Here is a 21,920-nt window from a genome sequence, read left to right as displayed (position 1 = left end):
ACTTTTGTGGAGAATCGCACGGCTGCGAATGGGGGGGACCGTGACCGGTCAGGCGCGCGTGATCGCGGGGCGTTACCGCCTCCTCTCCCCGCTCGGCGAGGGCGGCATGGGCACGGTGTGGCGGGCCCGGGACGACGTGCTCGGCCGTGAGGTCGCGGTCAAGGAGGTCCGTGCGCCCGCGGGCCTCCCGGCGAGCGAGGTGGAGCGGCTGTACGCGCGCCTGGAGCGCGAGGCCTGGGCCGCTGCCCGCATCCCCCACCGGAACGTGGTGACGGTGTACGACGTGACGCGCGAGGAGGGCCGCCCCTGGATCGTCATGGAACTGGTGCGCGGCCTGGCCCTGTCGGACGTCCTGGAGGCCGAGGGGCCGATGACGCCGCAGCGGGCCGCTCGTGTGGGCGCGGAGGTCCTCGGCGCGCTGCGGGCCGCCCACGGCGCGGGCGTCCTGCACCGCGACGTGAAGCCGGGCAACGTCCTGCTCGGCAACGACGGCCGCGTCGTCCTCACGGACTTCGGGATCGCGATGGTGGAGGGCAGCTCGGCCCTGACGATGACGGGCGAGGTCGTCGGCTCGCCCGAATTCCTGGCGCCGGAGCGGGCGTTGGGGCAGCGGCCGGGGCCCGAGTCCGACCTGTGGTCCCTCGGCGTCCTGCTGTACGCGGCGGTGGAGGGCGTGTCGCCGTTCCGGCAGGACACCCCGCTGAGCACGCTGCGCGCGGTCGTCGACGAGGAGCTGCCGCCGCCGCGCGACGCCGGGCCCCTGGCGCCGGTCATCGAGGGCCTGCTCCGCAAGGACCCCGCCGAGCGCGCCACGGCCGCCGACGCCGAGCGCGATCTGCGATTGATCGCCGAAGGCCACCCGCCGAGCGGCGGACGGGACGTTCCGTACGCGCCGACGGCGGTCTCCCACCAGCCGCCGGTCCCCGTGCCGCCCCCGCCGCCGCCCGGCGGGCACGCGGCCGCACCCACGGCCCCCGCGGGCACCCCGTACGGCGGTACGACCTCGACGGCCACGCCCGAGAGACCCCGCTCGCGGCGCGCGGCCGCGGCCCTCGTCGCGGGCGCCGCCGCGCTGGTGCTCGCCATCGGCGGCATCACGTACGCCCTCGTGCACGACGGCGACGGGGACGACGGGGGCAAAGACACGGGCAACAACTCCGACGCGGGCGGCGGCAGCGGCGGCGCCACCGGTGGAAAGGACGGCGGCGGAAGCAGCGGCGGGGGCGGGGGCTCCGACGGCGGCGGCAGCGGCGGGGGTTCGAGCGGGGGCGGCGGCACCGACGGCGGGGGCGGCAAGGGCGGTTCGACGGACGGCGGCTCCACCCACGGCGGGGGCACGGGCGGCGGCACCACCAAGCCCCCGCCCCAGTCCGTGCGCGTCTCCCTCACCGGCAGCGGCACGGAGTACACGGGGGTCTGCCCGCCCACGCGGGCGGCCTCGTTCACGGCGACGTTCACCGTCGGGCGCGTCCCGGTGACGGTCGAGTACCGCTGGGTCACCGCCGAGGGCGAGTCCGGTGACCCGGGCTGGAAGTCGCTCTCCTTCGCGGCCGGGGGCGGGAGGACCAAGCAGGTCAACCACACGGAGCAGCCGGGCACGACGAGCGGGACGTACCGCAACGAACTCAGCGTCGAGGTCCGCTCCCCCGTGACGGCCGCGTCCAACGCCGTGGCGTACTCGGTGACGTGCGAGGAGGAGCCCACGACGGGCGGGGGCTCCTCCTCGTCCTACGAGGCCTTCGCGCCCTGAGGGCGCACCGGCCGCGCCGCGCTCCGGCGCGCGTCGGGCCTCAGGAGGCGTTCCTGCTGAAGACGGGCAGATAGCCGCCGGACTGTCCCGCGGCGGTCGGGTGGTACGACTCGCCGATGTTGGTCCAGACGACGCTGTTCAGCCACGGGGAGCCGGAGCAGATCTCGTGGCCCGCGAACGTGGTGGTGACGTCCCCGAAGGCGAAGCCGTGGTCGGCGGCGCGCTTGGCGACGGCCGCGTTGAGGTAGTCGGCGCCGCCGTTGATGGCGGTCCGCTCGCGCTCGGACAGACCGGCGAGGCAGCTGCCGTCGAGCTTGTAGAAGCGGGGGTAGCCGAGGACGACGACCCGGGCGGACGGCGCCTTGCTCTTGATCGCCGCGTACACGCGGTCGAGCTTGCCGGGCAGCGTCGTGTCGACGTAGGCCTTGGCCTGGTTGACGCGTGCCACGCAGGTGTCCTCGGACTGCAGGACGCAGGTCGTCATGACGTCGCTGAAGCCCGCGTCGTTGCCGCCCACGCTGATCGACACGAGGCCGGTGCCGGAGTTGAGCGGCCCCAGCTGGTTGGCGAGCACGTCGTCGGTGCGGGCGCCGGAGCAGGCCGTGAAGCTGAACCCGGAGGGCGAGTTGGCGGCGGCCCACAGCGCCGGGAAGGCCCGGGTGCTGCGTTTACAGCCGCCACTGCCGCTGTCGTAGCTGCCGGCCCCGACGCCGGACGAGTAGGAGTCCCCGAGCGCCACATAGGCGGGGGCCGCGCTCCGCCGGTCGCCGGAGTCGGCGTGCGCGGCGCCCACTCCGGTGAGGGCGGCGGCCGCGGCGAGGAAGAGCGACGCCGCACAGGCGGTGAAACGGGACAATCTCATGGTTCCTCCTTGAACAGGATTTCCGCCTGGACAGTGGTAGCACCGCACCACCGCCGTCGATAGTGTTCATGACAATCAATTCTTCAGTAATTCCCTTGCCCGCTCCATGAGTTCACCGATCATCCGACGGGGTGACGGCGAACATCTGCGCACTCCCTGCGCGTCTTGACGAGCCGCCGCCGACTGCGCCACATTGAAGCCCGGCATCCGGCGCGTCGGGGGGCAAAGTCGCCAATGCAGACCATCAGATTCAAGTCGTCGCACAGGGATCTGAGCCCGTTGCTCACGGGCGCGGCCGTCACGTCCGGGTGCGTCGGGGCGCTGTTCGCGCTGCTCGACCTCTCCTCACCCGTGCGCGGACCCCTGACCCTCTTCTTCCTCGTCGCCGCCCCCGCCGCCGCGCTTTCGCCCTGGCTGCGGGGGCTCGACCCCTGGGGCCGTGTCCTCGCCTCCGTCTCGGCGGCCGTCGTGGTCGACCTGCTGGTCGCCCAGGCCATGCTGGCCCTGCACGTGTGGTCGGTCCGCGGCGGCGTCGCGGCGGTGGCGGGGATCAGTTCGGTCATCTTCCTGTCGGCACTGGCGCGGCGCTAGCGCCCCCGCGCCCCGAGGAGACGGACTTGAAGACGTGGAGATCACCGTCCACCGTCCCGGCGAACTCACCGCGGCGGACCGGGTGGCCTGGACCGCCCTGCAGTCCAAAGCGCATCTGAACGGCTCACCGGGCCTCGCGAACCCCTTCCTCGCCCCCGAGTTCACGCTGGCCGTGGCCCGGGTGCGGCGCGACGTGCGGATCGCGGTCGCCCGGGAGGACGGCGAGCCCGCCGCCTTCTTCCCGTACCAGAGATCCAGAACCGGCGTGGGCCGGGCCGTCGGCCTCGGCGTCTCCGACAGCCAGGGCGTCGTGCACCGGCCGGGCTTCACCTGGGACGCCCGCCGACTGCTGCGCGCCTGCCGCCTGGTGATGTACGAGTACGACCACCTCGTGGACGGCCAGCCGGCGTTCGAGGAGGGGGCCACCGGCTCCTACCCCTCGCCCGTCATGGACCTCGACCAGGGCTACGAGGCCTACCTCGACCATCTGCGCGCGTACTCGCCGAAGTTCCTGCGCAGCACCCTCGCCAAGGGCCGCAAGCTCGGCCGCGCCCACCGCGAGGTGCGGTACGTGCACGACGAGCGCGACCCCGAGGCGCTGCGCACGCTGATGGCCTGGAAGTCCGCGCAGTACCGCAGGACCGGCCGCAGCGACCGCTTCTCCCAGGCCTGGATCACCCAGCTGGTGCACCAGCTCTTCCACACCCGCTCGGAGACCTTCCAGGGGCTGCTCTCCGTGCTCTACGTCGACGGCGCACCCGTCGCCGCGCACTTCGGCCCGCGCACCGAGCGCGTGCTCTCCTGCTGGTTCCCGGCCTACGACCCGGCGTTCGCGAAGTACTCGCCCGGCCTGCTGCTGCATCTGCACATGGCCGAGGCGGCCGCCGCCGACGGCATCGCCCACCTCGATCTCGGACGTGGCCAGAAACAGTACAAGGACTCCCTCAAGACACGGGAACTCGCCGTGTCCGAGGGGTGGGTGGCGCTGCGCCACCCCATGGCTCTCGGACATCGTGCGCATCGCGCGCCGGTCCGGGCGCTGCGCAACACGGTCGTATCCCGACCGGAATTGTTCGAACCGGCAGACCGCCTGCTCAAGGGCCTGGGAAAGATCCGTTCCCGGCGTCGAAAAGAGTGAGAAGCGCGCAAGAAGCGCCAGGGAACGTCAGAGAAGAACCAGTGAACAGGGCACACCCAAAGTGTCCTAAGACAACAGTCAATTTATCGAAAACGCGAGACCTCGTTCCAGGTCTTGCCATACGGTCGCAAGCATCAATACCGTCGTACATCCACCCGCAACGGTTCATCGGCAGTCGGTCTAGGGGAGGGCTCAAGACCGCGATGATCCCGGTGCGGGGCGCGGTAGGGGGGTGCCCGTGCCCGGTGACCACAAGTCGTCCGGGTCACGTGCCGCGCAGTCATGCCAGCTCACCCGGGCGTGTCCCGGAGCTCACAGCACGGTGTGGGCTCCGCCATGGCCGGACGTGAGAACCCCCTCTTTCGAACCGGATCCACAACCGGACCGCCCGGGGGCGGGTGGTCCACCGGACGAGAGGGACCAAAGACTCATGAGTTCTGTCGTGCGCCCGTTCAATTCGGGCCAAGATCCTTTAATCGACCCGCCGCAGAACGGCTCCTCCGCGAAGTCGGCACGGCCGTCGCTGACCAAAGGCGGAATGGCCGCCATTCCGAGCCAGCAGCAATACCGGCCGGTCTCCTCGCATCTGGCGATTGCGCCTCCGGTGAGCGTCGTGATTCCCGCGATGAACGAAGCGGAGAATCTTCCCTATGTGTTCAAGACCCTGCCCGAGTGGATCCACGAAGTCGTGCTCGTGGACGGCAATTCCACGGACGACACGGTCAAGGTCGCGCGCGAGCTGTGGCCGGACGTGAAGGTCGTCAGGCAGCTCGGCAAGGGCAAGGGCGACGCGCTCATCACCGGCTTCGAGGCGTGCACCGGCGACATCATCGTGATGGTCGACGCGGACGGCTCCGCCGACGGCCACGAGATCGTCTCCTACGTCTCCGCGCTCGTCTCCGGCGCCGACTTCGCCAAGGGCTCCCGGTTCGCCAACGGCGGGGGCACGGACGACATGACGCTCATCCGCAAGCTCGGCAACTTCGCCCTGTGCGCGGTCGTGAACGCCAAGTTCGGCGCCCGGTACACGGACCTGTGCTACGGCTACAACGCCTTCTGGCGGCACTGCCTCGACAAGATCGAGCTCGACTGCACCGGCTTCGAGGTCGAGACGCTGATGAACATCCGCGTCGTCAAGGCGGGGCTCAAGGTCCAGGAGATCCCGAGCCACGAGTACCTGCGCATCCACGGCGTGAGCAATCTCAGCGCCGTGCGCGACGGTCTGCGGGTGCTCAGGGTGATCCTCACCGAGCGCTCCAACCGGCGCACCCAACGGCGGGTCACACGCACCGCCGCCGTCTCGGCGCGCCAGGGAGAGGCTTCTTGATCACTATCTCGGTGGTCATCTGCGTGTACACCGAGGACCGCTGGGAGGACATCCTCTCGGCGGTCGCCTCGGTCCGGGCACAGTCCCACGCGGCCCACGAGACCCTGCTCGTGGTCGACCACAACACAGCACTGGGAGAACGCCTCTCCAAGGAGTACAAGGAGGCGCCGGACGTGCGGGTGCTCGCCAACGCGGGCCCCCGCGGCCTGTCCGCGGGCCGCAACACCGGCATCGCCGCCTCCCGCGGCGAGGTCATCGCCTTCCTCGACGACGACGCGGTCGCCGAGCGCGACTGGCTGCTGCGCTTCGCCGAGGCGTACGACGACCCGCGGGTGTTCGCCGTCGGCGGCGCCACCCGGCCGGTGTGGGCCTCGCGGCGCCGCCCGGCCTGGTTCCCCGAGGAGTTCGACTGGGTCGTCGGATGCATGTACCGGGGCCACCCGACCGGCCGGGTGCGGGTGCGCAACGTGCTGGGCGGCAACGCCTCGTTCCGGCGCACCGCCTTCGAGCTCGCCGGGGGCTTCGCCAGCGGCATCGGCCGCGACGGCGACAAGCGCCCGCTGGGCGGCGAGGAGACGGAGCTGTGCATCCGGCTCACCCGGGCCCGGCCCGACGCCGTGCTGCTCATCGACGACCGCGCGGTGATCCACCACCGGGTGCCCGCGGCCCGCGAGCGGTTCCGCTACTTCCGCTCCCGCGCCTACGCCGAGGGGCTCTCCAAGGCCCTGGTGGCCCGCAGCGTGGGCGCGGACAAGGGCCTGGAGTCCGAGCGCCGCTACACCACGCGGGTGCTGCCCGCCGGGGTCGGGCGCGGGCTGCGGGACGCGGTCCTCGGCCGCCCCGGCGGTGCGGGCCGCGCGGGCGCCATCGTGACAGGCGTGCTGGCGGCGGCCGGTGGGTACGTCGTCGGGAGCGTACGCGCACGCAGGGCGGGGACGGAGTTCGCCGTCGTGGACGTGACGGAGGGCCCCGAGGAGAGACGCGTGGAGGGGGCGACCGGATGACCCGAAGAGGGATCCCCATATTCATGTACCACTCGGTCTCGCAGCTGCCGAACGACGCGACACACGAGCTGTCCGTGTCGCCCGAGGCGTTCGCGGAGCAGATGGAAGTGCTCCGCGCGCTCGGCTGCACCCCGCTCACCACCGCGCAGCTGGCCCGGCTCTGGCGCCACCCGAGCCGGCCGCTGCCCACCCGGCCCGTCGTGATCACCTTCGACGACGGCTACGAGGGCGTGCACCGGCACGCCCTGCCGATCCTGACCAAGCAGGGGTTCGGCTCGACGCTGTTCATCGCGACGGGCTGGCTGCGCGGCACGTACAACACCGGCGGTGGCCTCGACACCATGCTCACCTGGGACCAGGTGCGCGACCTCGCCGACTCCGGCGTGGAGATCGGCGGCCACAGCCACACCCACCCGCAGCTCGACCAGCTCTCGGACGACGCCCTGTGGTTCGAGGTGGTGCGCTGCAAGGAGATCCTGGCCGGTGAGCTCGGCACCCCGCCCGTGTCGTTCGCCTACCCGTACGGCTACTCCAGCCGCCGGGTGCGGCGCGCGGTGCGCGGTGCCGGCTTCTGCCAGTCGCTCGCCGTGGGGAACACCCTGGCCCGCCGATGTCAGGGCCCGTACGCACTGCGCCGGGTCACGGTGCGGCGCAGTACGGGCCTGGAGGAGTTCGAGCGGCTCGCCGAGGGCCGTTCGGTCACCCGGACCTTCGCCAGGGACCGGGTCCTCACCAAGGGTTATGCGATAGTCCGCCGTTGCCAACAAGCCCGCCGGAAGGCAGCTCGCTCCCGTGTCTGACACGACCACCGCACAGGCAGAGGTCACTGGGACCACCAGCAGTACCGGCGGCACACCGCCGTCCGGCGGAAAGGAGAGAAGGTCCCGGAGGGTGCGTCTGCCAGGCGCGGGCGGGGGCAGCCCGCTGTTCCGCAACGCGTACGCGTTGATGCTGAACACCGGTATTTCCGGCGTCCTCGGCCTGGGGTTCTGGCTGGCCGCCGCCCGGTACTACTCGGAGTCGGCGGTCGGCCAGGGCTCGGCCGCCATCGCGGCGATGAAGCTCCTCGCGGGCGTCACCGCCGTCACGCTCACGGGTGCCCTCGCGCGCTTCATCCCGGTGGCCGGCCGCGCCACCGGAAAGCTCATCTTCCGTACGTACGCGGGAAGTTCGATCGTCGTCGGCTTCGCCGCGCTGATCTTCCTGAGCACGCTCGACCTGTGGGGTCCCTCGTACCGCTTCCTGCACGGCCCGCTCGCCGGGGTGGGCTTCGTCGCGGCGGTCGTGGCCTGGTGTCTGCTCACCCTCCAGGACGGCGTGCTCACCGGCCTGCGCAGCGCGGTGTGGGTGCCGGTGGGCAACACCGTGTTCTCCGTGGTCAAGCTCGGCCTGCTGATCGTCTTCGCGGCGGCCGTCCCCACGGCCGGGGTGTTCGTGTCGTGGGTCGCCGCCATCGCCCTGTCGGTGGTGCCGCTCGGCTGGCTGGTGTTCCGGCGCCTCGTGCCGCGCCACGTGCGGGCCACCGAGGGCAAGGCGAAGCCGCCCTCGCTGCGTGAGATCGGCCGCTTCCTGGCCGGTGACTACACGGGCTCGCTGTTCTCGCTCGCCGTGGTGTACCTGGTCCCGGTGATCGTCGCCTCGCAGGTCAGCTCCGAGGACAACGCGTACTTCTACATCACCACCACGATCGCGGGCACCACCAACCTCCTGGCGATCAACATGGGCGCCTCGCTGACCGTGGAGGGGGCGCACGACCCGGCGCGGCTCGCCGCGAACACCCGCGCGGCGCTGCGCCGCATGCTGCGGATCATGCTGCCGGTGTGCGCCGTCATCTTCCTGGGCGCGCCCTACATCCTGCACGTGTTCGGGCAGGGCTACTCGGAGGCGGCGACGCCGCTGCTGCGCTGGTTCGCCGTCGGGTCCGCGCTGCGGGTCGTCATGGAGACGTACTTCGCCGTCCTCAGGGCGCAGAGCCGCACGTCCGGCCTCGCCTGGCTACAGGGCCTGCTGTGCGTGCTCGTCCTCGGTCTGACGCTGGTCCTGCTGCCGCGGATGGGCCTGACGGGCGCGGGCGTCGCGGAGATCTCCAGCCTCGCGGTGATCGTGGCGATCGCCGCCCCCAAGCTGTACGCGATCACGCACCGCACGGCTCCGGAGGCCGCGCCGGACGGCGACCTCGCGGACCTCGGCACCCCGGACGTCCCGCCGTCACCGGTGGCCCGCGCCCAGGGAACCACCCTCAGGAAGGCCCCCGGGCACCGCCTCGGCCCGGCGTGGGCGGTGCGTGACTCCCTCGACTCGGACACCCTGCAACTGGCGATCCACCGGGCCGACCTGGACCACCAGGAGCGCAGGCCGGACGTGCGGCCCGGCCCGGCGACGCCGGTCTTCGGGGCGCGGCCGCGCCCGGGCTCGGGGGACACGGACGGGGGCGGCGCGGACGGGCACCGGCCCACGTGGGCCGTGGGGCGGCCGTTCGGCGGCACGCCGTCGCACGGGACACCGGTGGAGCGCCCGGGCCCGGGCCGCGCGCCCGGTTCCGCCACGGGTGCGGCCGCCGTGCCGTCACCGGCCCCGGCCTCGCCCGGTTCACCGGGCATGAAGACACCGACACCCGTCACGGGCTCCCCGGCCGCCCGGGGCGCGTCCGGGCCCGCCACGGCGAAGCCGCCCGTGCCGCCCGCCGGTTCACCGGCGTTCGCCACCCCCGCTCCCCCGCCGCGCCCCGCCCCGGCCCCCGACCGCACCCCGCTGGTCCTCGCGCTGCTCCTGGCGCTGGCCCTCGGCCTGTACTGGGTGCCCGCGCTCGGGCTCGGCGAGGGCGACCTCGACGCGATGGGCGGGCTCGGCCTCGTCTCCGTCCTGCCGGTGCCCACGCTGGTCGGCGCGGTGCTCCTCGTGGTCGTGTTCGCCTCACTGCTGCGCCTGGACCGGCCCCGCACCTGGCTGCTCGCGGTGACGCTCGTGGCCACCGTCGTGTCGCTGCACGCGCTGCCCGCCGTCATCGAGACCGAGCCGCGGTTCGCGACGGCCTGGCAGCACCTGGGCTTCATGGAGTTCATCGACCGGACCGGCACGGCGGCGCCGGACCTGGACGCGCGCTGGAGCTGGCCCGGGTTCTTCGCGGGCGCCTCGTTCCTCGCCGAGGCGTGCGGCGTCTCGGACCTGACCGAGCTCATCCGCTGGTGGCCGCTGACGGTCCAGCTCCTGTACCTGCCGCCGATGTTCCTGCTCACCCGGCACATGCGGGCGAGCTGGCGGGCCAAGTGGACGGGCCTGTGGCTCTTCGTCCTGAGCGGCTGGGTGGGCCAGGACTACTTCTCCCCGCAGGGCTTCACCTATCTGCTGTACATCGCCTTCGTGGCGATCCTCCTGGTGTGGTTCCGGGCGCCGCGCGTGCTGTGGTCGAAGCGGCGGCCCGGCGAGGCCGAGGTGGAGCCGGCGAACCGGCGCCAGCAGGCGGTGCTGCTCCTGGTCCTCATGGGCCTGTTCGCGGCCACGGTGCCCGCGCACCAGCTGACGCCGTTCGTGATGCTCGGCGTGGTCACGGTCCTCGTGCTCGTGCGCCGCTGCGAGCTGCGGGGCCTGCCGCTGCTCTTCGGCGTCCTCGTGGTGCTCTGGCTGGGCTTCCTCGCGGAGCCGTACTGGTCGGGCCACTTCGACGAGCTGTTCGGCGGCGTGGGCGGGGTCGGCGGCAACGTGTCGTCGTCCGTCTCCGGCCGCATCGAGGGCGGCGACCCCACGCACAAGCTGGTCCTGTACACGCGCGTGGCGCTGGCCGGGAGCGTGCTCGCGCTCGCCTGCTGGGGCTGGCTGCGCAGGCGCAGGCTCAAGTACCGCGAGGTGTCCCTCGTCGTCCTGGCCTTCGTGCCGTTCCTGGGCTTCGGCATGCAGAGCTACGGCGGCGAGATGGCGCTGCGCGTCTTCATGTTCGCGCTGCCGGGCGCGGCCCTGCTCGGCGGGCTCGCGCTGTTCCCGCGCACCGGGGCGACCGCCAAGGAGCGGGACCGCGACCGGGTGAGCCTCGCGCCGTACGCCGCGCTGCTCGCGGGGCTCGTCCTGGTGGGCGGCTTCCTGGTGGCCCGCTGGGGCAACGAGCCCTTCGAGCGCGTCCGCACGGGCGAGGTCGCCGCGATGGAGTACGTGTACGCGCACGACGACCCGACGGTGCGGCTGCTGTGGATGAGCAACGACACCGTCACCAACGTGACGCCCGCGATCCCCTGGGGCAAGCAGGACCCGGAGAAGGTCGAGTACCTGCCCACGCTCGCGCCGCCCGACCCGCGCCTGGTGTCGGGCCTGGTGAAGGCGCTCAAGGACGCGGGGCCCAACTCCTATCTGATGGTCAACCGCGGCCAGACGGTGTACCTCCAGATGGACTCGGGCTATCCGGAGCACTGGGACACCCGGCTCGTGCGGAACCTGGACCGGCGCGCGGACCTGAAGAAGGTCCTCAGCAACGCCGACGCGACGCTGTACGCGCTGCGCGAGCAGCCGAAGGGCGCGGTGCCGAAGGCGGATCCGGGCGCGGTCGGCCCCAAGGTGACGTGGACGCCGTGGTCGGTGGTCGGCGGCCTCGCGGTGGTGGCGCTCGTGCTGCTGCTCGCGGCGCGCGAGGTGGTGCGCGTCGCGGTGCCGCCGAGCATGGCGCAGCAGCGCTGGCTGCAGAGCAGCTTCTGGTTCTCGCTGCCGCTGCTCGCGGTGTTCCTGGCGTCGCTGATCCAGCGGTTCCTGACGATGGCGTAGCCGCGGTGGGCCCGCTGGGCCCGCCGCTCGCGGCCGGTGGTGGAGCGGCTCAGCGCTTGAGCCACTTCACCCCGTACCCGGCGAGGTCGAACCGCTTGCCGTCCACCAGCGCGCTGATGGGCCGGTCGAGCGTGTTCACCACGAGGACGGTGGCGTCGTCGGCGAGGACGCGGACGTTCGGCACGTCGTCCTCGGCGACGGTGACCTTCTCGTACCGGGTACCGGGCGGGAAGGCCGCGGAGAACTTCCCGAGCAGGTCCAGTATCGGCTTGCCGCGGCCGCCGTCGGCGAGCTGCGTCGAGCTCCACAGGCAGCCCGCGCACTCGCCGCGCTTCTGCGGGTTCCAGTAGAAGCCGCTGGTGGTGCCGCCGCGGGCCAGGGCCATGAGTCCGGCGGCGTGCACGGCCACGCGGTGCGCCTCGGACCAGCCGTCCCGCTCGTCCTCGCCGTCGCCGGGCTCCACGTAGTACTCGGCCCACCACACGGGCAGGTCGCCGGAGCGCTCGCGCAGCCAGCGGCTGACGTCGGTGAACTTCTCGGTGGCCTGGAACTCGTCGGGGATCAGCTCGTCGTCGACCGTGTAGGCGGCGCCGTCGACGACGACGAAGTCGGCGCCCGTCTTGTGCTTGTTCCAGTAGTCGAAGGCGTCGAGCGAGCGCTGGTCCATGGCGCCCCAGGGGCCCTTCAACTCCTTGGAGACGCCGTCGGTCTGGCGCGGGTCGACGCTGTTCATCACCACGTACGGGCCGCCGACCATGATGTCCTTGTTGACGGCCTTCAGCGCCGTGTAGACGCGGTTGTACAGCTCGGTGTAGCCCTCGTAGTCCCAGCGGTGCTCGGTGCTGTTCCAGAAGCCCTTCAGTTCGTTCCAGACGATGAAGTGCCGTACGTCCGGGTAGCGCTTGGCGACGGTGGCGGCGAGCCGGGCGAAGTCGTCGAAGTGCTCGGGCTCCGGGGCGGTCTCCAGGGAGCTCTTGCTCCAGTCCGTGTGGTCGGAGCCGGGCGTGCCGCCCTTCATCCAGTCGGGGGCGCAGCACAGGGTGACGACGGGCGTGCCGCCGGTGGCGCGGATGAAGTCGATGCGGCGGTCCATGGCGCCGAAGTCGTAGCGCCCCTTCACCGGTTCGGGGTTGCCCGAGCCCCAGCCCATGATGTGCTGGATCTGCGGCAGTGGGCGCGGCTGGCCCTTGAGCAGTTTCTCGGCGCGCGCGACGGCGGCGTCCTCGCCCTGGTCCGCGCTGTGCTGGGTGTGCGTGAAGCCCCAGCCGACCTGTGCCTCCCCGCGGGGCGGCGGGTCCAGGGGCGTGCCGTGCACCTTGTCGCCGTCCTTGGTGGTGCCCGCGGTGCTGCCGCCGCGCTCGTCGGGCAGCGTGAGCACGGTCAGGACCAGGGCCAGAGCGGCCGCACCAACGCCGAGCAGAGCGGCGAGACGCCACTTCCGCGCATCCGAGTTCCACCCATGCCGTCGCATCGAGGGCCAGAGTAACGGCGACGATTCCCGGTCGGGCGCGTTCCGTACGAGTGTCCGGGACTTACGCGTGGCGTTCGGGCGGAGTACCGGAACCGGGGTGCACAGGGGCGCGTCCGTGGCGGATCATGGCGGCATGTCTGCGAACCCTCAGGACGCCCTGCCGATCCGGCTCAACGTCGACGACAGCGACTCCCCGTCGGACGTCGTCGACGCGCTGTTCCTCGGCCGCTTCGCGACGGGCGAGCAGCCGTACTCGCACAGTGCGAACATCGACCGGGTGAAGGCGGACTCGACGCTGCTGCCGCCGGACGCCCGCGTGCTGCGGGCCGCCCGCGACGACGACCGCAGCGCGACGCTCGCCGAGGGCGAGGGCTGGACGCTGCTCGTCTCGCGCTGGAACCGGGGCGCGGACGTCACGGTCACGGCGACCACCGCGGAGCTCGCCGAGGACGTCCTGAAACAGGCCACGGACGGCGCGCAGGACGACCCCGAGCCGCAGCCGGAGAACGTGACCATGGGGTTCTGGTACGTCTCGCCGCGGCGCGGCCCGTACCGCACGACGCGGCAGATCTCCGCCGGCACGTGGTCGGAGGTGCGGCAGAACTACACCGCGCCGGTGGCCGACGCCATGGACAAGCTGATGAAGACGACGCCGGAGGACATCTCCGGGCGGCTCCTGCTGCTGCACGGTCCGCCCGGCACGGGCAAGACGTCGGCGCTGCGCACGCTCGCGCGCTCCTGGCGCGACTGGTGCCAGGTGGACTGCGTCCTGGATCCGGAGCGCCTGTTCACGGACGTCGGCTATCTGATGGACATCGCCATCGGCGAGGACGAGGGCACGGCGAAGGGCCGCTGGCGGCTGCTGCTCCTGGAGGACTGCGACGAACTGATCCGCGGCGAGGCCAAGCACACGGCGGGCCAGGCCCTCTCGCGCCTGCTCAACCTCACGGACGGCCTGCTCGGCCAGGGGCGCAACGTGCTGGTGGGGGTCACCACCAACGAGGACCTGGAGCGGCTGCACCCCGCGGTGGTGCGGCCCGGGCGGTGTCTGGCCCGGATCGAGGTGGGGGCGCTCACCCGCGCCGAGTCGGTGAGCTGGCTCGGCACCACCGAGGGCGTCTCCCGCGAGGGCGCGACCCTGGCCGAGCTGTACGCCCTGCGCCGGGGCACGACCCCGCCGTCCATCCCGTCCACCCGGGACAGCACGGACGCGGGGCTGTACTTGTAGCCCCAAGCGCCTTCCTGCCGTGCCCACCCGTCGCACCGGGCTCAGGCAGTGGAGCCGTAAGCCGCGCGCAAGGCATCGCGGACCGCCGAGGCCGCCTCGGCTTCGGAGAGGCCGAGGCGGCGGACCTGCTCGGCATAGGCCTGCGCGGCTCCGGCCGCCGCACGAGCCCCGGCCTCGCGAGCAGCCGCGACGAACGTCCCGTGCCGCCCCCGCGTCTCGACCACCCCGTCCGCCTCCAGCGCCCGGTACGCCTTGGCCACGGTGTTCGCCGCGAGCCCCAGCTCCTCGGCGAGCCCGCGTACCGTCGGCAGCTTGTAGCCGACGGGCAGCGTCCCGCCCCGGGCCTGCTCGGCGATCTGCGTCCGCACCTGTTCGAACGGCGGCGCGGCGCCCGCGCCTTCCTTGATGACGATCTTCAGAGCCACCCGCCGATTGTCCCGCACCCGCGGAAATTCGGAGGCACTCGGGCCCGCCCCGCGCGTACCGTCCGGGCCATGACGGAGATCCACGTGCGTGACCTGCGCACCTCTGACCCGCGGGACACCGCGGCCTACGCGGCGGTGCGGCGCGCGGCGGTGCCCGCGCTGCTGGCCACCGCCGCGTCCGTGGCGTACTCCTGCGCGCACGCCCACCCCGACGCCCGCTACCGCGCGCTGGTCGCGGAGGCGGACGGCGAGGTCGTCGGCACGGCCCAGGTGGGCATCGCACACGACAGCCCGGAGCCGGGGCAGGGCTTCCTCAACGTCTATGTGCACCCGGAGCGGTGCGGCCTGGGCGCGGGCTCGCTGCTCGTGCGCTCGGCGGAGGAGCACCTCGTGGGCGAGGGCGCGACGGCGCTGTACTCGTGGGTCCTCGACACTCCGCGCGACCGGGCGTTCGCGGCCCGGCGCGGCTATCGCGCGAGCCGTACCGCGCACTTCCTCCGCCTCGACCTGGCCCGGGGCGAGCTGCCGCCGCTCGCCGACCCGCCCCCGGGTGTCGAACTGCGCTCGGCGGCCGACTTCCGGGACGACCCCCGTCCCCTGTTCGCCCTGGACGCGGAGACCGTGGCGGACGAACCGGGCGACGTGACCGCGCAGTTCACGGACTACGCGCACTGGCTCACCGAGACCTGGCACCACCCGCTCCTGAACCACGAGCTGACCACGGTGGCCGTGGTGGACGGGGAGCCCGCCGCGTTCACGCTGGCGCACACCGACGACGCGTCCCGGTACGCGTCGGGCATGACCGGCACGGCCCGCGCCCACCGGGGCCGCGGCCTGGCCAAGCTCGCGAAGAACGCCTCGCTGCACCGGGCGCGGGCGGCGGGCTTCGCGGAGGCGTTCACGGGCAACGACAGCGAGAACGGCCCGATGGTCGCGATCAACCAGTGGTTCGGATACGAAATCCATGACACGGAGGTCCGTCATGTCCGTTCTGTCGACTGACGTCGAGCCCTCGGCCGACGTCGAGGTCGAGCTGCGCAAGGCGGGGCGCACGAAGATCCGCTATCCGGCCCGGCTGCTCTCGGACGACGGCACCCGCGTCACGGTCCGCGCGCCCTGGGCGGGCGCGGGCGTACGGGACTTCGGCTTCGTCCGCTTCGAGCCGGGCGACACGTTCGTGGAGCACTACTGGCGCGACCGCTGGTACGCCGTCAAGGAGGTGTACGCCGCGGACGGCGCGCTCAAGGGCTGGTACTGCGACGTGACCCGGCCCGCCGTCCGCAGCGGCGCCGTCCTCACCGTCGAGGACCTGGACCTCGACCTGTGGTGCGCGGCGGACCGCGGCGCGGTGCTGCGCCTGGACGAGGACGAGTTCGCGGCGAGCGGCATCACCGAGGCCGACCCGGCCGCGGCTGCCGCGGCCGTGCGGGCCCTGGACGACCTGGAGCGGCTCGCCGAGCGGGGGCTCCTCCCGAGGTCGTCCGCGGCCCTCCCGGCTCAGCCTAAGGAGTAATCCGGCTTGCCTAAAGCCTTTAGGTAAATGCATAATCGGTTCTGTCGAAGGAGAGGACCGATATGGCACGCGTGGGACTGACCCCGGAACGCCTGACCCGGGCGGGCGCGGAGCTGGCCGACGAGGTCGGCTTCGACCAGGTGACCGTCTCGGCGCTCGCCCGGCGGTTCGACGTCAAGGTCGCGAGCCTGTACTCGCACGTGAAGAACTCCCAGGACCTCAGGACGAGGATCGCCCTGCTGGCCCTGGGAGAACTCGCCGACCGGGCCGCCGACGCGCTGGCCGGGCGCTCCGGCAAGGACGCCCTGACCGCCTTCGCGCACGTCTACCGCGACTACGCCAAGGAGCACCCCGGGCGCTACGCCGCGGCCCGGCTGCGGCTCGACCCCGAGACGGCGGCCGCGAGCGCGGGCGTCCGGCACGCGGCGATGATGCGGGCGATCCTGCGCGGCTACGACCTGGCGGAGCCGGACCAGACGCACGCGGTCCGGCTGCTCGGCAGCGTCTTCCACGGCTACGTCAGCCTGGAGACGGCGGGCGGATTCAGCCACAGCGAGCCGGATCCGCAGGAGAGCTGGGTCCGGATCCTGGACTCCCTCGACGCCCTGCTGCGGAACTGGCCCGCGCCCTGAGGCAGGCGCTCCCCCGCCCTGCCGTGCCCCGCCGCGACCGGAGGCACGGCGGCCGCGCCCTGCCCGGAGACACCGCGCGGGTCGCGCCCCCTGCCCCGCGGGGCCGCGCCCTGCTCTGCCGGGAGCACCGCGCGGGTCGCGCCCCACCCTGCCGAGGAGCGCCGCGTGGGCCCCGCCCCGCCCGGACTTCACTTCCCCACCCCACCCCAACAGGCTGAGACATGCGTACCGAGCACCCCTTGACCACCGTTCCCCTCACCGCCGGCCTGCTGCGCGGCGCCCTCGACCTGGAGCGCACCGCGCACGGGCTGCTGCCGCACCGGCTGCCCGCGCGGGCCCGCGCCCAGTGCGCCGACGGCCAGCTCGCCATGGCGGAGTCCCAGCCCTCCGGCGTGCGCGTCGCCTTCCGCAGCCGGGCCACGGTCGTGGAACTGGACGCGCTGCCCACCAAGCGGGTCTACGTGGGCGCGCCGCCCCGGCCCGACGGCGTCTACGACCTGCTCGTCGACGGCGACCTCGCAGGCCGGGAGAGCCTGGCCGAGGGCAACACCCTGACCATCGACATGGCCGCCGGGTCCGCCGAGACGCGGCCGGGTCCGACCGGGACCCTGCGCTTCGCGGGCCTGCCGGACCGCGAGAAGGACATCGAGATCTGGCTGCCGCACAACGAGACCACCGAGCTCGTCGCGCTGCGCACCGACGCCCCGGTCGCGCCGCTGCCCGAGCGCGGTCGCAAGGTGTGGCTGCACCACGGCAGTTCGATCAGCCACGGCTCCGACGCCGCGAGCCCCACCACCATCTGGCCCGCGCTCGCCGCGGCGCGCGGCGGCGTGGAGCTGATCAACCTGGGCCTGGGCGGCAGCGCGCTGCTCGACCCGTTCACCGCCCGCGCCCTGCGGGACACGCCCGCCGACCTGATCAGCGTCAAGCTGGGCATCAACGTGGTCAACGCCGACCTGATGCGGCTGCGCGCCTTCGGACCGGCCGTCCACGGCTTCCTCGACACCATCCGTGAGGGCCATCCCGACGTCCCGCTCCTCGTCGTCTCGCCCATCCTGTGCCCCATCCACGAGGACACGCCGGGTCCCAGCGCGCCGGACTTCAGCGGCATCGGCGAGGGCAAGCTCCGGTTCGTGGCCGCGGGCGACCCCGCGGAGCGCGCCGCCGGGAAGCTGACGCTCACCGTCATCCGCGACGAGCTGTCCCGCATCGTGCGCGAGCGCTCCGCGGAGGACCCTCACCTGTCCTACCTGGACGGCCGCGCCCTGTACGGCGAGGCCGACGCCGCCCGCCTCCCCCTGCCGGACAACCTCCACCCGGACGCCGCCACCCATCGCCACATGGCTCAGCGCTTCGCCGCGCTCGCCTTCGCCTCCGGCGGCGCGTTCACGGCCCTGTAAGGGGCGCGGGGAACTGCGCGCTCAGCGCGCGAAAAGCCGCAGTCGCGTCTGCTCGGTCACCCGGCAGACGCGACTGCGGCGCCTTCGTGGCTTGTCGCGCAGTTCCCCGCGCCCCTTAAGGGGTATCCGCGGCAAGGGACTTGCGGTAGTGGAAGCGGTCGTAGATCCCCTCGACGCGCCGTTCCACGAACTCGTAGCCGAAGCGCGGGTAGAGCTTCTGGTTCTCCCACATCATCGCGTTGGTGTAGAGCCGTATCTCCGGCAGGCCCAGGCCGCGCGCGTGCTCCTCGACGAATTCCAGGAGGCGCCGGCCAAGGCCCGTGCCCTTGGCGTCGGGGTGGACGGCGATGTTGTCCAGGTACAGGTGGTCGTCGTACGCGTAGACGACCACCAGGCCGACGACGGTGCCCTCCGGGGTCTCGGCGACGTGCACCCGCCCCGCCGCCACGTTCCGGGCGTGGTCCGACTCCATCGGGGCGGGCACGCGGCCGATGCGCTCGATGTAGTGGTGGTACGCCGCGTGCGTGATCGCCCGCACGGCGGGCACGTCGGCGGCGGTGGCGGGGCGGACGGCGGCCTGCGCGCCGGCCGGGGTGATCTTGTCGGTCATTCCCTCACCGTACGGCGGGGGTTCAGCAGGCCGCGCGCCGGTTTCCGCAGCAGGGGCCAGAGCAGGATCAGCGCGATCAGCGCGTAGACGCTGACCGAGAAGGGCGTGTCGACCAGGCCCCGGACGCTGCCGTCGCTGATCTGCAGGGCGCGGCGCAGCTGTTGCTCGGCGTTCGGGCCGAGGATGACGCCGATGACGGCAGGCAGGACCGGCAGGCCGTAGCGGCGCATGCCGAAGCCGATCAGGCCGATGACGAGCAGGATGACCAGGTCGAACGCCTCGCCGCCGACGGCGTACGCGCCGACCGCGGCGAAGAACAGGATCCCGGCGTACAGGTACGGGCGCGGGATGCGCAGCAGCTTCGCCCACACGGGGGCCAGCGGCAGGTTCAGGGCGAGGAGCAGCACCATGCCGACGAACAGGGACGCGATCAGGCCCCACACCAGCTCCGACTCGCGCTCGAACAGCAGGGGTCCGGGCTGGATGCCGTACTGCTGGAAGGCGGCGAGCATCACGGCGGCGACGGCGGTCGTGGGCAGGCCGAGGGTCAGCATGGACACGAGGGTGCCCGCCGCGGAGGCCGAGGACGCGGACTCGGGGCCCGCGACGCCCTCGATGGCGCCCTTGCCCCACTCGTCCTTGTGCTTCGACAGGCGCTTCTCGGTGACGTAGGAGAGGAAGGTGGGGATCTCGGCGCCGCCCGCGGGGATCGCGCCGAACGGGAAGCCGATGAGCGGGCCGCGCAGCCAGGACTTCCAGGTGCGCTTGACGTCCTGCTTGCCGAGCCAGGGGCGGCCGACGGGGATGGCCTGGCCGCTGGTGCGGCGCAGGTACGCGGCGACCCACAGGGCCTCGCCGATGGCGAACAGGCCGACGGCGACGATCACCACGTCGATGCCGTCGGCGAGTTGGAGGGAGCCGAAGGTGAGGCGCTGCTGGCCGGTCATCTGGTCGAGGCCGACCAGGCCGAGGGTCAGGCCGATCAGCAAGGACGCAAGGCCCCGTATGCGGGAGGAGCCGAGGACCGACGTCACGGCGATGAACGCGAGCACCATGATGGCGAAGTAGTCGGGCGCGCCGATGTCGACGGCGAGGTCGGCGACCTTCGGGGCGAGCGCGACGAGCAGGATCGTGCCGATCGTGCCGCCCACGAAGTGGCCGATGGCGGCGGCCGCGAGCGCCTGGGCGCCGCGGCCGGACTTGGCCATCGGGTTGCCCTCCATGGCGGCGACGACGGCGGCGCTCTCCCCCGGCGTGTTCAGGAGGATCGACGTGGTGGAGCCGCCGAACATCGCGCCGTAGTAGATGCCCGCGAACATGATGAAGGCGCCGGTGGGTTCGAGCCCGTACGTCACCGGGAGCAGCAGGGCCACGGCCATCGCGGGGCCGATGCCGGGCAGGACGCCGATGGCCGTGCCGAGGAGCACGCCGACCGCGGCCCAGAGCAGGTTGACCGGGGTGAGGGCGGTGCCGAAGCCGTCCATGAGGGAGGTGAAGGAGTTCATGTCACAGCACTCCCATCAGGGGGCCGCCGGGCAGCGGCACGCCGAGCAGGTTGTCGAAGACGGCGTAGGTGACCAGGGAGAGCCCGGCCGCGATGAGCGGGTCGCGGTGGACCGCGCGGCTGCCGAGCGCGTAGGCGGCGCCCCAGAAGAGCAGGGCTCCGGCGGCGGGGAAGCCCACCGGCTCGATGAGGACGGCGGTGGCGAGGAAGACCCCGGCGAGCAGCAGCACGGTGCGCCAGTCGGCGGGTTCGGACAGGTCGACGTCCTCACCGCCCTCGGCCTCTCCCGCCCGCCGCCCGACCGCCGCCCCGGCAGGACGCGCTTCGCGCGGCACCCCTGAACCGCCGCGCAGGACGTCCACGGCGAGCAGGACGGAGACGAGGTGCAGACCGCAGCCGACGGCGATCGGCACGGTGCGCGGGCCGATGGGGCCGCGCTGGGCGATGGCGACGTCCATGGTGAGGGCGTCGGTGAGGACGACGGCGCCGAGGGCGAGCAGCAGGACGCAGACGCCGAGTTCGGAGTGTTCGCGCAGCCAGGCGCGGCGGTCGCGGGCCGCGGGCGCGGGTTCGGCGGGGGCGGGTTCGGCGGGGGCGGGTTCGGCGGGGGTCACAGTCCGAGCTCCTTCAGGACGGAGACGACGCGCCGGTCCTGGGCGTCGAGGAAGTCGCCGAACGCGTCGCCGACGAGGAACGCGTCGTCCCACCCGTTCTTCTTGAGGGACGCGCGCCACTCCTCGGAGCCGTGGAGCGCGCGGACGAGCCCGATGAGCTTGTCGCGCTCGGTGCCGGAGAGGCCGGGGGGCGCCACGATGCCGCGCCAGTTGGTGAAGTCCACGTCGTAGCCGGACTCCTTGAGGGTGGGTCCGTCGAGGCCCTTGACCCGCTTCGGGCCGGTGACGGCGAGCAGGCGCAGTTCCCCGGACCTGATCTGGTCCAGGTACTCGCCGACGCCCGAGACGCCGAAGGCGACCTTGTCGCCGAGGATGGACGCGAGCAGTTCGCCACCGCCGTCGAAGGGCACGTAGTTGACGTCCTTCGGCGGGATCCCGGCGGCGCGGGCCATCAGCATGGGCGCGATGTGGTCGGGCCCGCCGGGGGCCGAACCGCCGCCGACGGGCATCTTCCCCGGCCGCTCCTTCCAGGCCGCGACGAGCTCGTCGATGGTGTCGTACGGGGAGTCCTTCGACACCACGACGACGTCCTGCTCCTCGGTGAGCCGGGCGATGGGGGTGGTGTCGGCGAGGGACTTGGGCGCGTCGTTGGAGCGGACGGCGCCGACGACGCCGAGGCCCATGGACATGGCGAGCCGGCCGTTGCCGTGCTCGCCGACGAGGCGGCTGAGGCCCACGGTGCCGCCCGCGCCGGGCAGGTTGAACACCTCGACGTTGTGGGTGAGTCCGGCGTCCTCGACGTTCTTCGCCGCGGTGCGGGCGGTGATGTCGTAGCCGCCGCCGGGGGTGTTGGGGACCATGAGGCGCAGGCCGGGGATCCGGGTGCCGGAGTCGTCGCCGTCGCCCGTGGTGAGCAGCGGCGGCCCCACGAGGACGAGGAGCACGGCCCCGCACAGGGCCAGGGGGGTGCGGAGTCGCCTGGGGGCGCGCAGTCGCACGGGTGCCACCGCCTTCCGGCCGGATACGCGTGTGAGGTGGCCCACATGTTGCCCACGCGTGCGGAACCTGTCTCCCTTCCGCAATCAACGGACGTTGTGGTCGTTGT

Annotated in this window: 19 protein-coding genes; 12 read left to right on the top strand and 7 right to left on the bottom strand. The window is 72.8% G+C overall.

Annotated elements, in window-relative coordinates; all coding sequences use genetic code 11:
* Window positions 1-28 precede the first annotated feature (28 nt).
* Complete coding sequence (locus AC5WAM_RS32650; RefSeq protein WP_495519732.1) at window positions 29-1,750, top strand: serine/threonine-protein kinase; 1,722 nt, start codon at window positions 29-31, stop codon at window positions 1,748-1,750.
* Between the two features lie 40 nt (window positions 1,751-1,790).
* On the opposite strand, the gene AC5WAM_RS32645 is transcribed toward AC5WAM_RS32650, so the two are convergent.
* Window positions 1,791-2,612: an SGNH/GDSL hydrolase family protein gene (locus tag AC5WAM_RS32645; protein ID WP_366789603.1), complete on the bottom strand. Its 822-nt coding sequence runs from the start codon at window positions 2,610-2,612 to the stop codon at window positions 1,791-1,793.
* A 234-nt stretch (window positions 2,613-2,846) separates the two neighbouring features.
* Here AC5WAM_RS32645 and AC5WAM_RS32640 point away from each other — a divergent pair, with 234 nt between their 5' ends.
* The 6 genes from AC5WAM_RS32640 (at window position 2,847) to AC5WAM_RS32615 (ending at window position 11,418) form a co-directional block, all read left to right on the top strand.
* Window positions 2,847-3,203, top strand: coding sequence for a hypothetical protein (locus AC5WAM_RS32640; RefSeq protein ID WP_495519731.1), 357 nt, complete (start codon window positions 2,847-2,849; stop codon window positions 3,201-3,203).
* Window positions 3,204-3,237: 34 nt separating this feature from the next.
* Complete coding sequence (locus AC5WAM_RS32635; RefSeq protein ID WP_495519730.1) at window positions 3,238-4,341, top strand: GNAT family N-acetyltransferase; 1,104 nt, start codon at window positions 3,238-3,240, stop codon at window positions 4,339-4,341.
* Window positions 4,342-4,771: 430 nt separating this feature from the next.
* Entirely contained in the window at window positions 4,772-5,668 is an 897-nt protein-coding gene (locus AC5WAM_RS32630; protein WP_495519729.1) for a glycosyltransferase family 2 protein, read from the top strand.
* Window positions 5,665-6,672 (top strand): glycosyltransferase family 2 protein, encoded by a 1,008-nt coding sequence (locus AC5WAM_RS32625; protein WP_495519728.1) that lies wholly within the window; start codon window positions 5,665-5,667, stop codon window positions 6,670-6,672. Before AC5WAM_RS32630 ends, AC5WAM_RS32625 begins: the two co-directional genes overlap by 4 nt.
* Entirely contained in the window at window positions 6,669-7,472 is an 804-nt protein-coding gene (locus tag AC5WAM_RS32620; protein ID WP_366789598.1) for a polysaccharide deacetylase family protein, read from the top strand. Before AC5WAM_RS32625 ends, AC5WAM_RS32620 begins: the two co-directional genes overlap by 4 nt.
* Window positions 7,465-11,418 (top strand): lipopolysaccharide biosynthesis protein, encoded by a 3,954-nt coding sequence (locus tag AC5WAM_RS32615; RefSeq protein WP_495519727.1) that lies wholly within the window; start codon window positions 7,465-7,467, stop codon window positions 11,416-11,418. Before AC5WAM_RS32620 ends, AC5WAM_RS32615 begins: the two co-directional genes overlap by 8 nt.
* A 49-nt stretch (window positions 11,419-11,467) precedes the next feature.
* On the opposite strand, the gene AC5WAM_RS32610 is transcribed toward AC5WAM_RS32615, so the two are convergent.
* Window positions 11,468-12,889 (bottom strand): GH39 family glycosyl hydrolase, encoded by a 1,422-nt coding sequence (locus tag AC5WAM_RS32610; RefSeq protein WP_495519726.1) that lies wholly within the window; start codon window positions 12,887-12,889, stop codon window positions 11,468-11,470.
* A 133-nt stretch (window positions 12,890-13,022) separates the two neighbouring features.
* Here AC5WAM_RS32610 and AC5WAM_RS32605 point away from each other — a divergent pair, with 133 nt between their 5' ends.
* The gene (locus AC5WAM_RS32605; RefSeq protein WP_495519725.1) at window positions 13,023-14,117 is read left to right on the top strand and encodes a DUF5925 domain-containing protein; all 1,095 of its coding nucleotides are present in this window, start codon (window positions 13,023-13,025) and stop codon (window positions 14,115-14,117) included.
* 41 nt (window positions 14,118-14,158) lie between these two features.
* On the opposite strand, the gene AC5WAM_RS32600 is transcribed toward AC5WAM_RS32605, so the two are convergent.
* Window positions 14,159-14,542, bottom strand: a complete 384-nt coding sequence (locus tag AC5WAM_RS32600) for a GntR family transcriptional regulator (RefSeq protein WP_495519724.1) — start codon at window positions 14,540-14,542, stop codon at window positions 14,159-14,161.
* 69 nt (window positions 14,543-14,611) lie between these two features.
* Between AC5WAM_RS32600 and AC5WAM_RS32595 the strand changes: the two genes are divergently transcribed.
* The 4 genes from AC5WAM_RS32595 (at window position 14,612) to AC5WAM_RS32580 (ending at window position 18,087) form a co-directional block, all read left to right on the top strand.
* Entirely contained in the window at window positions 14,612-15,544 is a 933-nt protein-coding gene (locus AC5WAM_RS32595) for a GNAT family N-acetyltransferase (RefSeq protein ID WP_366789594.1), read from the top strand.
* Complete coding sequence (locus tag AC5WAM_RS32590; protein WP_366789593.1) at window positions 15,525-16,055, top strand: ribonuclease FAU-1 family protein; 531 nt, start codon at window positions 15,525-15,527, stop codon at window positions 16,053-16,055. The genes AC5WAM_RS32595 and AC5WAM_RS32590 overlap by 20 nt, the downstream gene beginning before the upstream one ends.
* Before the next feature lie 62 nt (window positions 16,056-16,117).
* Window positions 16,118-16,687, top strand: coding sequence for a TetR/AcrR family transcriptional regulator (locus tag AC5WAM_RS32585; RefSeq protein WP_138958829.1), 570 nt, complete (start codon window positions 16,118-16,120; stop codon window positions 16,685-16,687).
* A gap of 221 nt (window positions 16,688-16,908) precedes the next feature.
* A complete protein-coding gene (locus tag AC5WAM_RS32580; protein WP_495519723.1) occupies window positions 16,909-18,087 on the top strand; it encodes a GDSL-type esterase/lipase family protein in 1,179 nt (392 codons plus the stop codon).
* Between the two features lie 115 nt (window positions 18,088-18,202).
* Here AC5WAM_RS32580 and AC5WAM_RS32575 read toward each other — a convergent pair whose 3' ends face one another.
* The 4 genes from AC5WAM_RS32575 to AC5WAM_RS32560 are packed head-to-tail and all read right to left on the bottom strand — an operon-like array spanning window position 18,203 to window position 21,807.
* Complete coding sequence (locus AC5WAM_RS32575) at window positions 18,203-18,697, bottom strand: GNAT family N-acetyltransferase (protein WP_495519722.1); 495 nt, start codon at window positions 18,695-18,697, stop codon at window positions 18,203-18,205.
* A complete protein-coding gene (locus AC5WAM_RS32570) occupies window positions 18,694-20,202 on the bottom strand; it encodes a tripartite tricarboxylate transporter permease (protein ID WP_495519721.1) in 1,509 nt (502 codons plus the stop codon). The genes AC5WAM_RS32575 and AC5WAM_RS32570 overlap by 4 nt, the downstream gene beginning before the upstream one ends.
* 1 nt (window position 20,203) lies before the next feature.
* The gene (locus tag AC5WAM_RS32565; RefSeq protein ID WP_495519720.1) at window positions 20,204-20,815 is read right to left on the bottom strand and encodes a tripartite tricarboxylate transporter TctB family protein; all 612 of its coding nucleotides are present in this window, start codon (window positions 20,813-20,815) and stop codon (window positions 20,204-20,206) included.
* Complete coding sequence (locus tag AC5WAM_RS32560; protein ID WP_495523687.1) at window positions 20,812-21,807, bottom strand: Bug family tripartite tricarboxylate transporter substrate binding protein; 996 nt, start codon at window positions 21,805-21,807, stop codon at window positions 20,812-20,814. The genes AC5WAM_RS32565 and AC5WAM_RS32560 overlap by 4 nt, the downstream gene beginning before the upstream one ends.
* Window positions 21,808-21,920 lie beyond the last annotated feature (113 nt).

The sequence above is a fragment of the Streptomyces sp. JLYT201 genome, assembly GCF_059448825.1.
This window is presented reverse-complemented; position numbering and strand designations above follow the sequence as displayed.

What these genes read in the sequence shown, in the direction of transcription:
- AC5WAM_RS32650 (WP_495519732.1), top strand. Translation starts at nt 29, where the DNA reads ATGGGGGGGACCGTGACCGGTCAGGCGCGCGTGATCGCGGGGCGTTAC.
- AC5WAM_RS32645 (WP_366789603.1), bottom strand. Translation starts at nt 2,612, where the DNA reads ATGAGATTGTCCCGTTTCACCGCCTGTGCGGCGTCGCTCTTCCTCGCC.
- AC5WAM_RS32640 (WP_495519731.1), top strand. Translation starts at nt 2,847, where the DNA reads ATGCAGACCATCAGATTCAAGTCGTCGCACAGGGATCTGAGCCCGTTG.
- AC5WAM_RS32630 (WP_495519729.1), top strand. Translation starts at nt 4,772, where the DNA reads ATGAGTTCTGTCGTGCGCCCGTTCAATTCGGGCCAAGATCCTTTAATC.
- AC5WAM_RS32620 (WP_366789598.1), top strand. Translation starts at nt 6,669, where the DNA reads ATGACCCGAAGAGGGATCCCCATATTCATGTACCACTCGGTCTCGCAG.
- AC5WAM_RS32610 (WP_495519726.1), bottom strand. Translation starts at nt 12,889, where the DNA reads ATGCGACGGCATGGGTGGAACTCGGATGCGCGGAAGTGGCGTCTCGCC.
- AC5WAM_RS32605 (WP_495519725.1), top strand. Translation starts at nt 13,023, where the DNA reads ATGTCTGCGAACCCTCAGGACGCCCTGCCGATCCGGCTCAACGTCGAC.
- AC5WAM_RS32595 (WP_366789594.1), top strand. Translation starts at nt 14,612, where the DNA reads ATGACGGAGATCCACGTGCGTGACCTGCGCACCTCTGACCCGCGGGAC.
- AC5WAM_RS32590 (WP_366789593.1), top strand. Translation starts at nt 15,525, where the DNA reads ATGTCCGTTCTGTCGACTGACGTCGAGCCCTCGGCCGACGTCGAGGTC.
- AC5WAM_RS32585 (WP_138958829.1), top strand. Translation starts at nt 16,118, where the DNA reads ATGGCACGCGTGGGACTGACCCCGGAACGCCTGACCCGGGCGGGCGCG.
- AC5WAM_RS32580 (WP_495519723.1), top strand. Translation starts at nt 16,909, where the DNA reads ATGCGTACCGAGCACCCCTTGACCACCGTTCCCCTCACCGCCGGCCTG.
- AC5WAM_RS32575 (WP_495519722.1), bottom strand. Translation starts at nt 18,697, where the DNA reads ATGACCGACAAGATCACCCCGGCCGGCGCGCAGGCCGCCGTCCGCCCC.
- AC5WAM_RS32570 (WP_495519721.1), bottom strand. Translation starts at nt 20,202, where the DNA reads ATGAACTCCTTCACCTCCCTCATGGACGGCTTCGGCACCGCCCTCACC.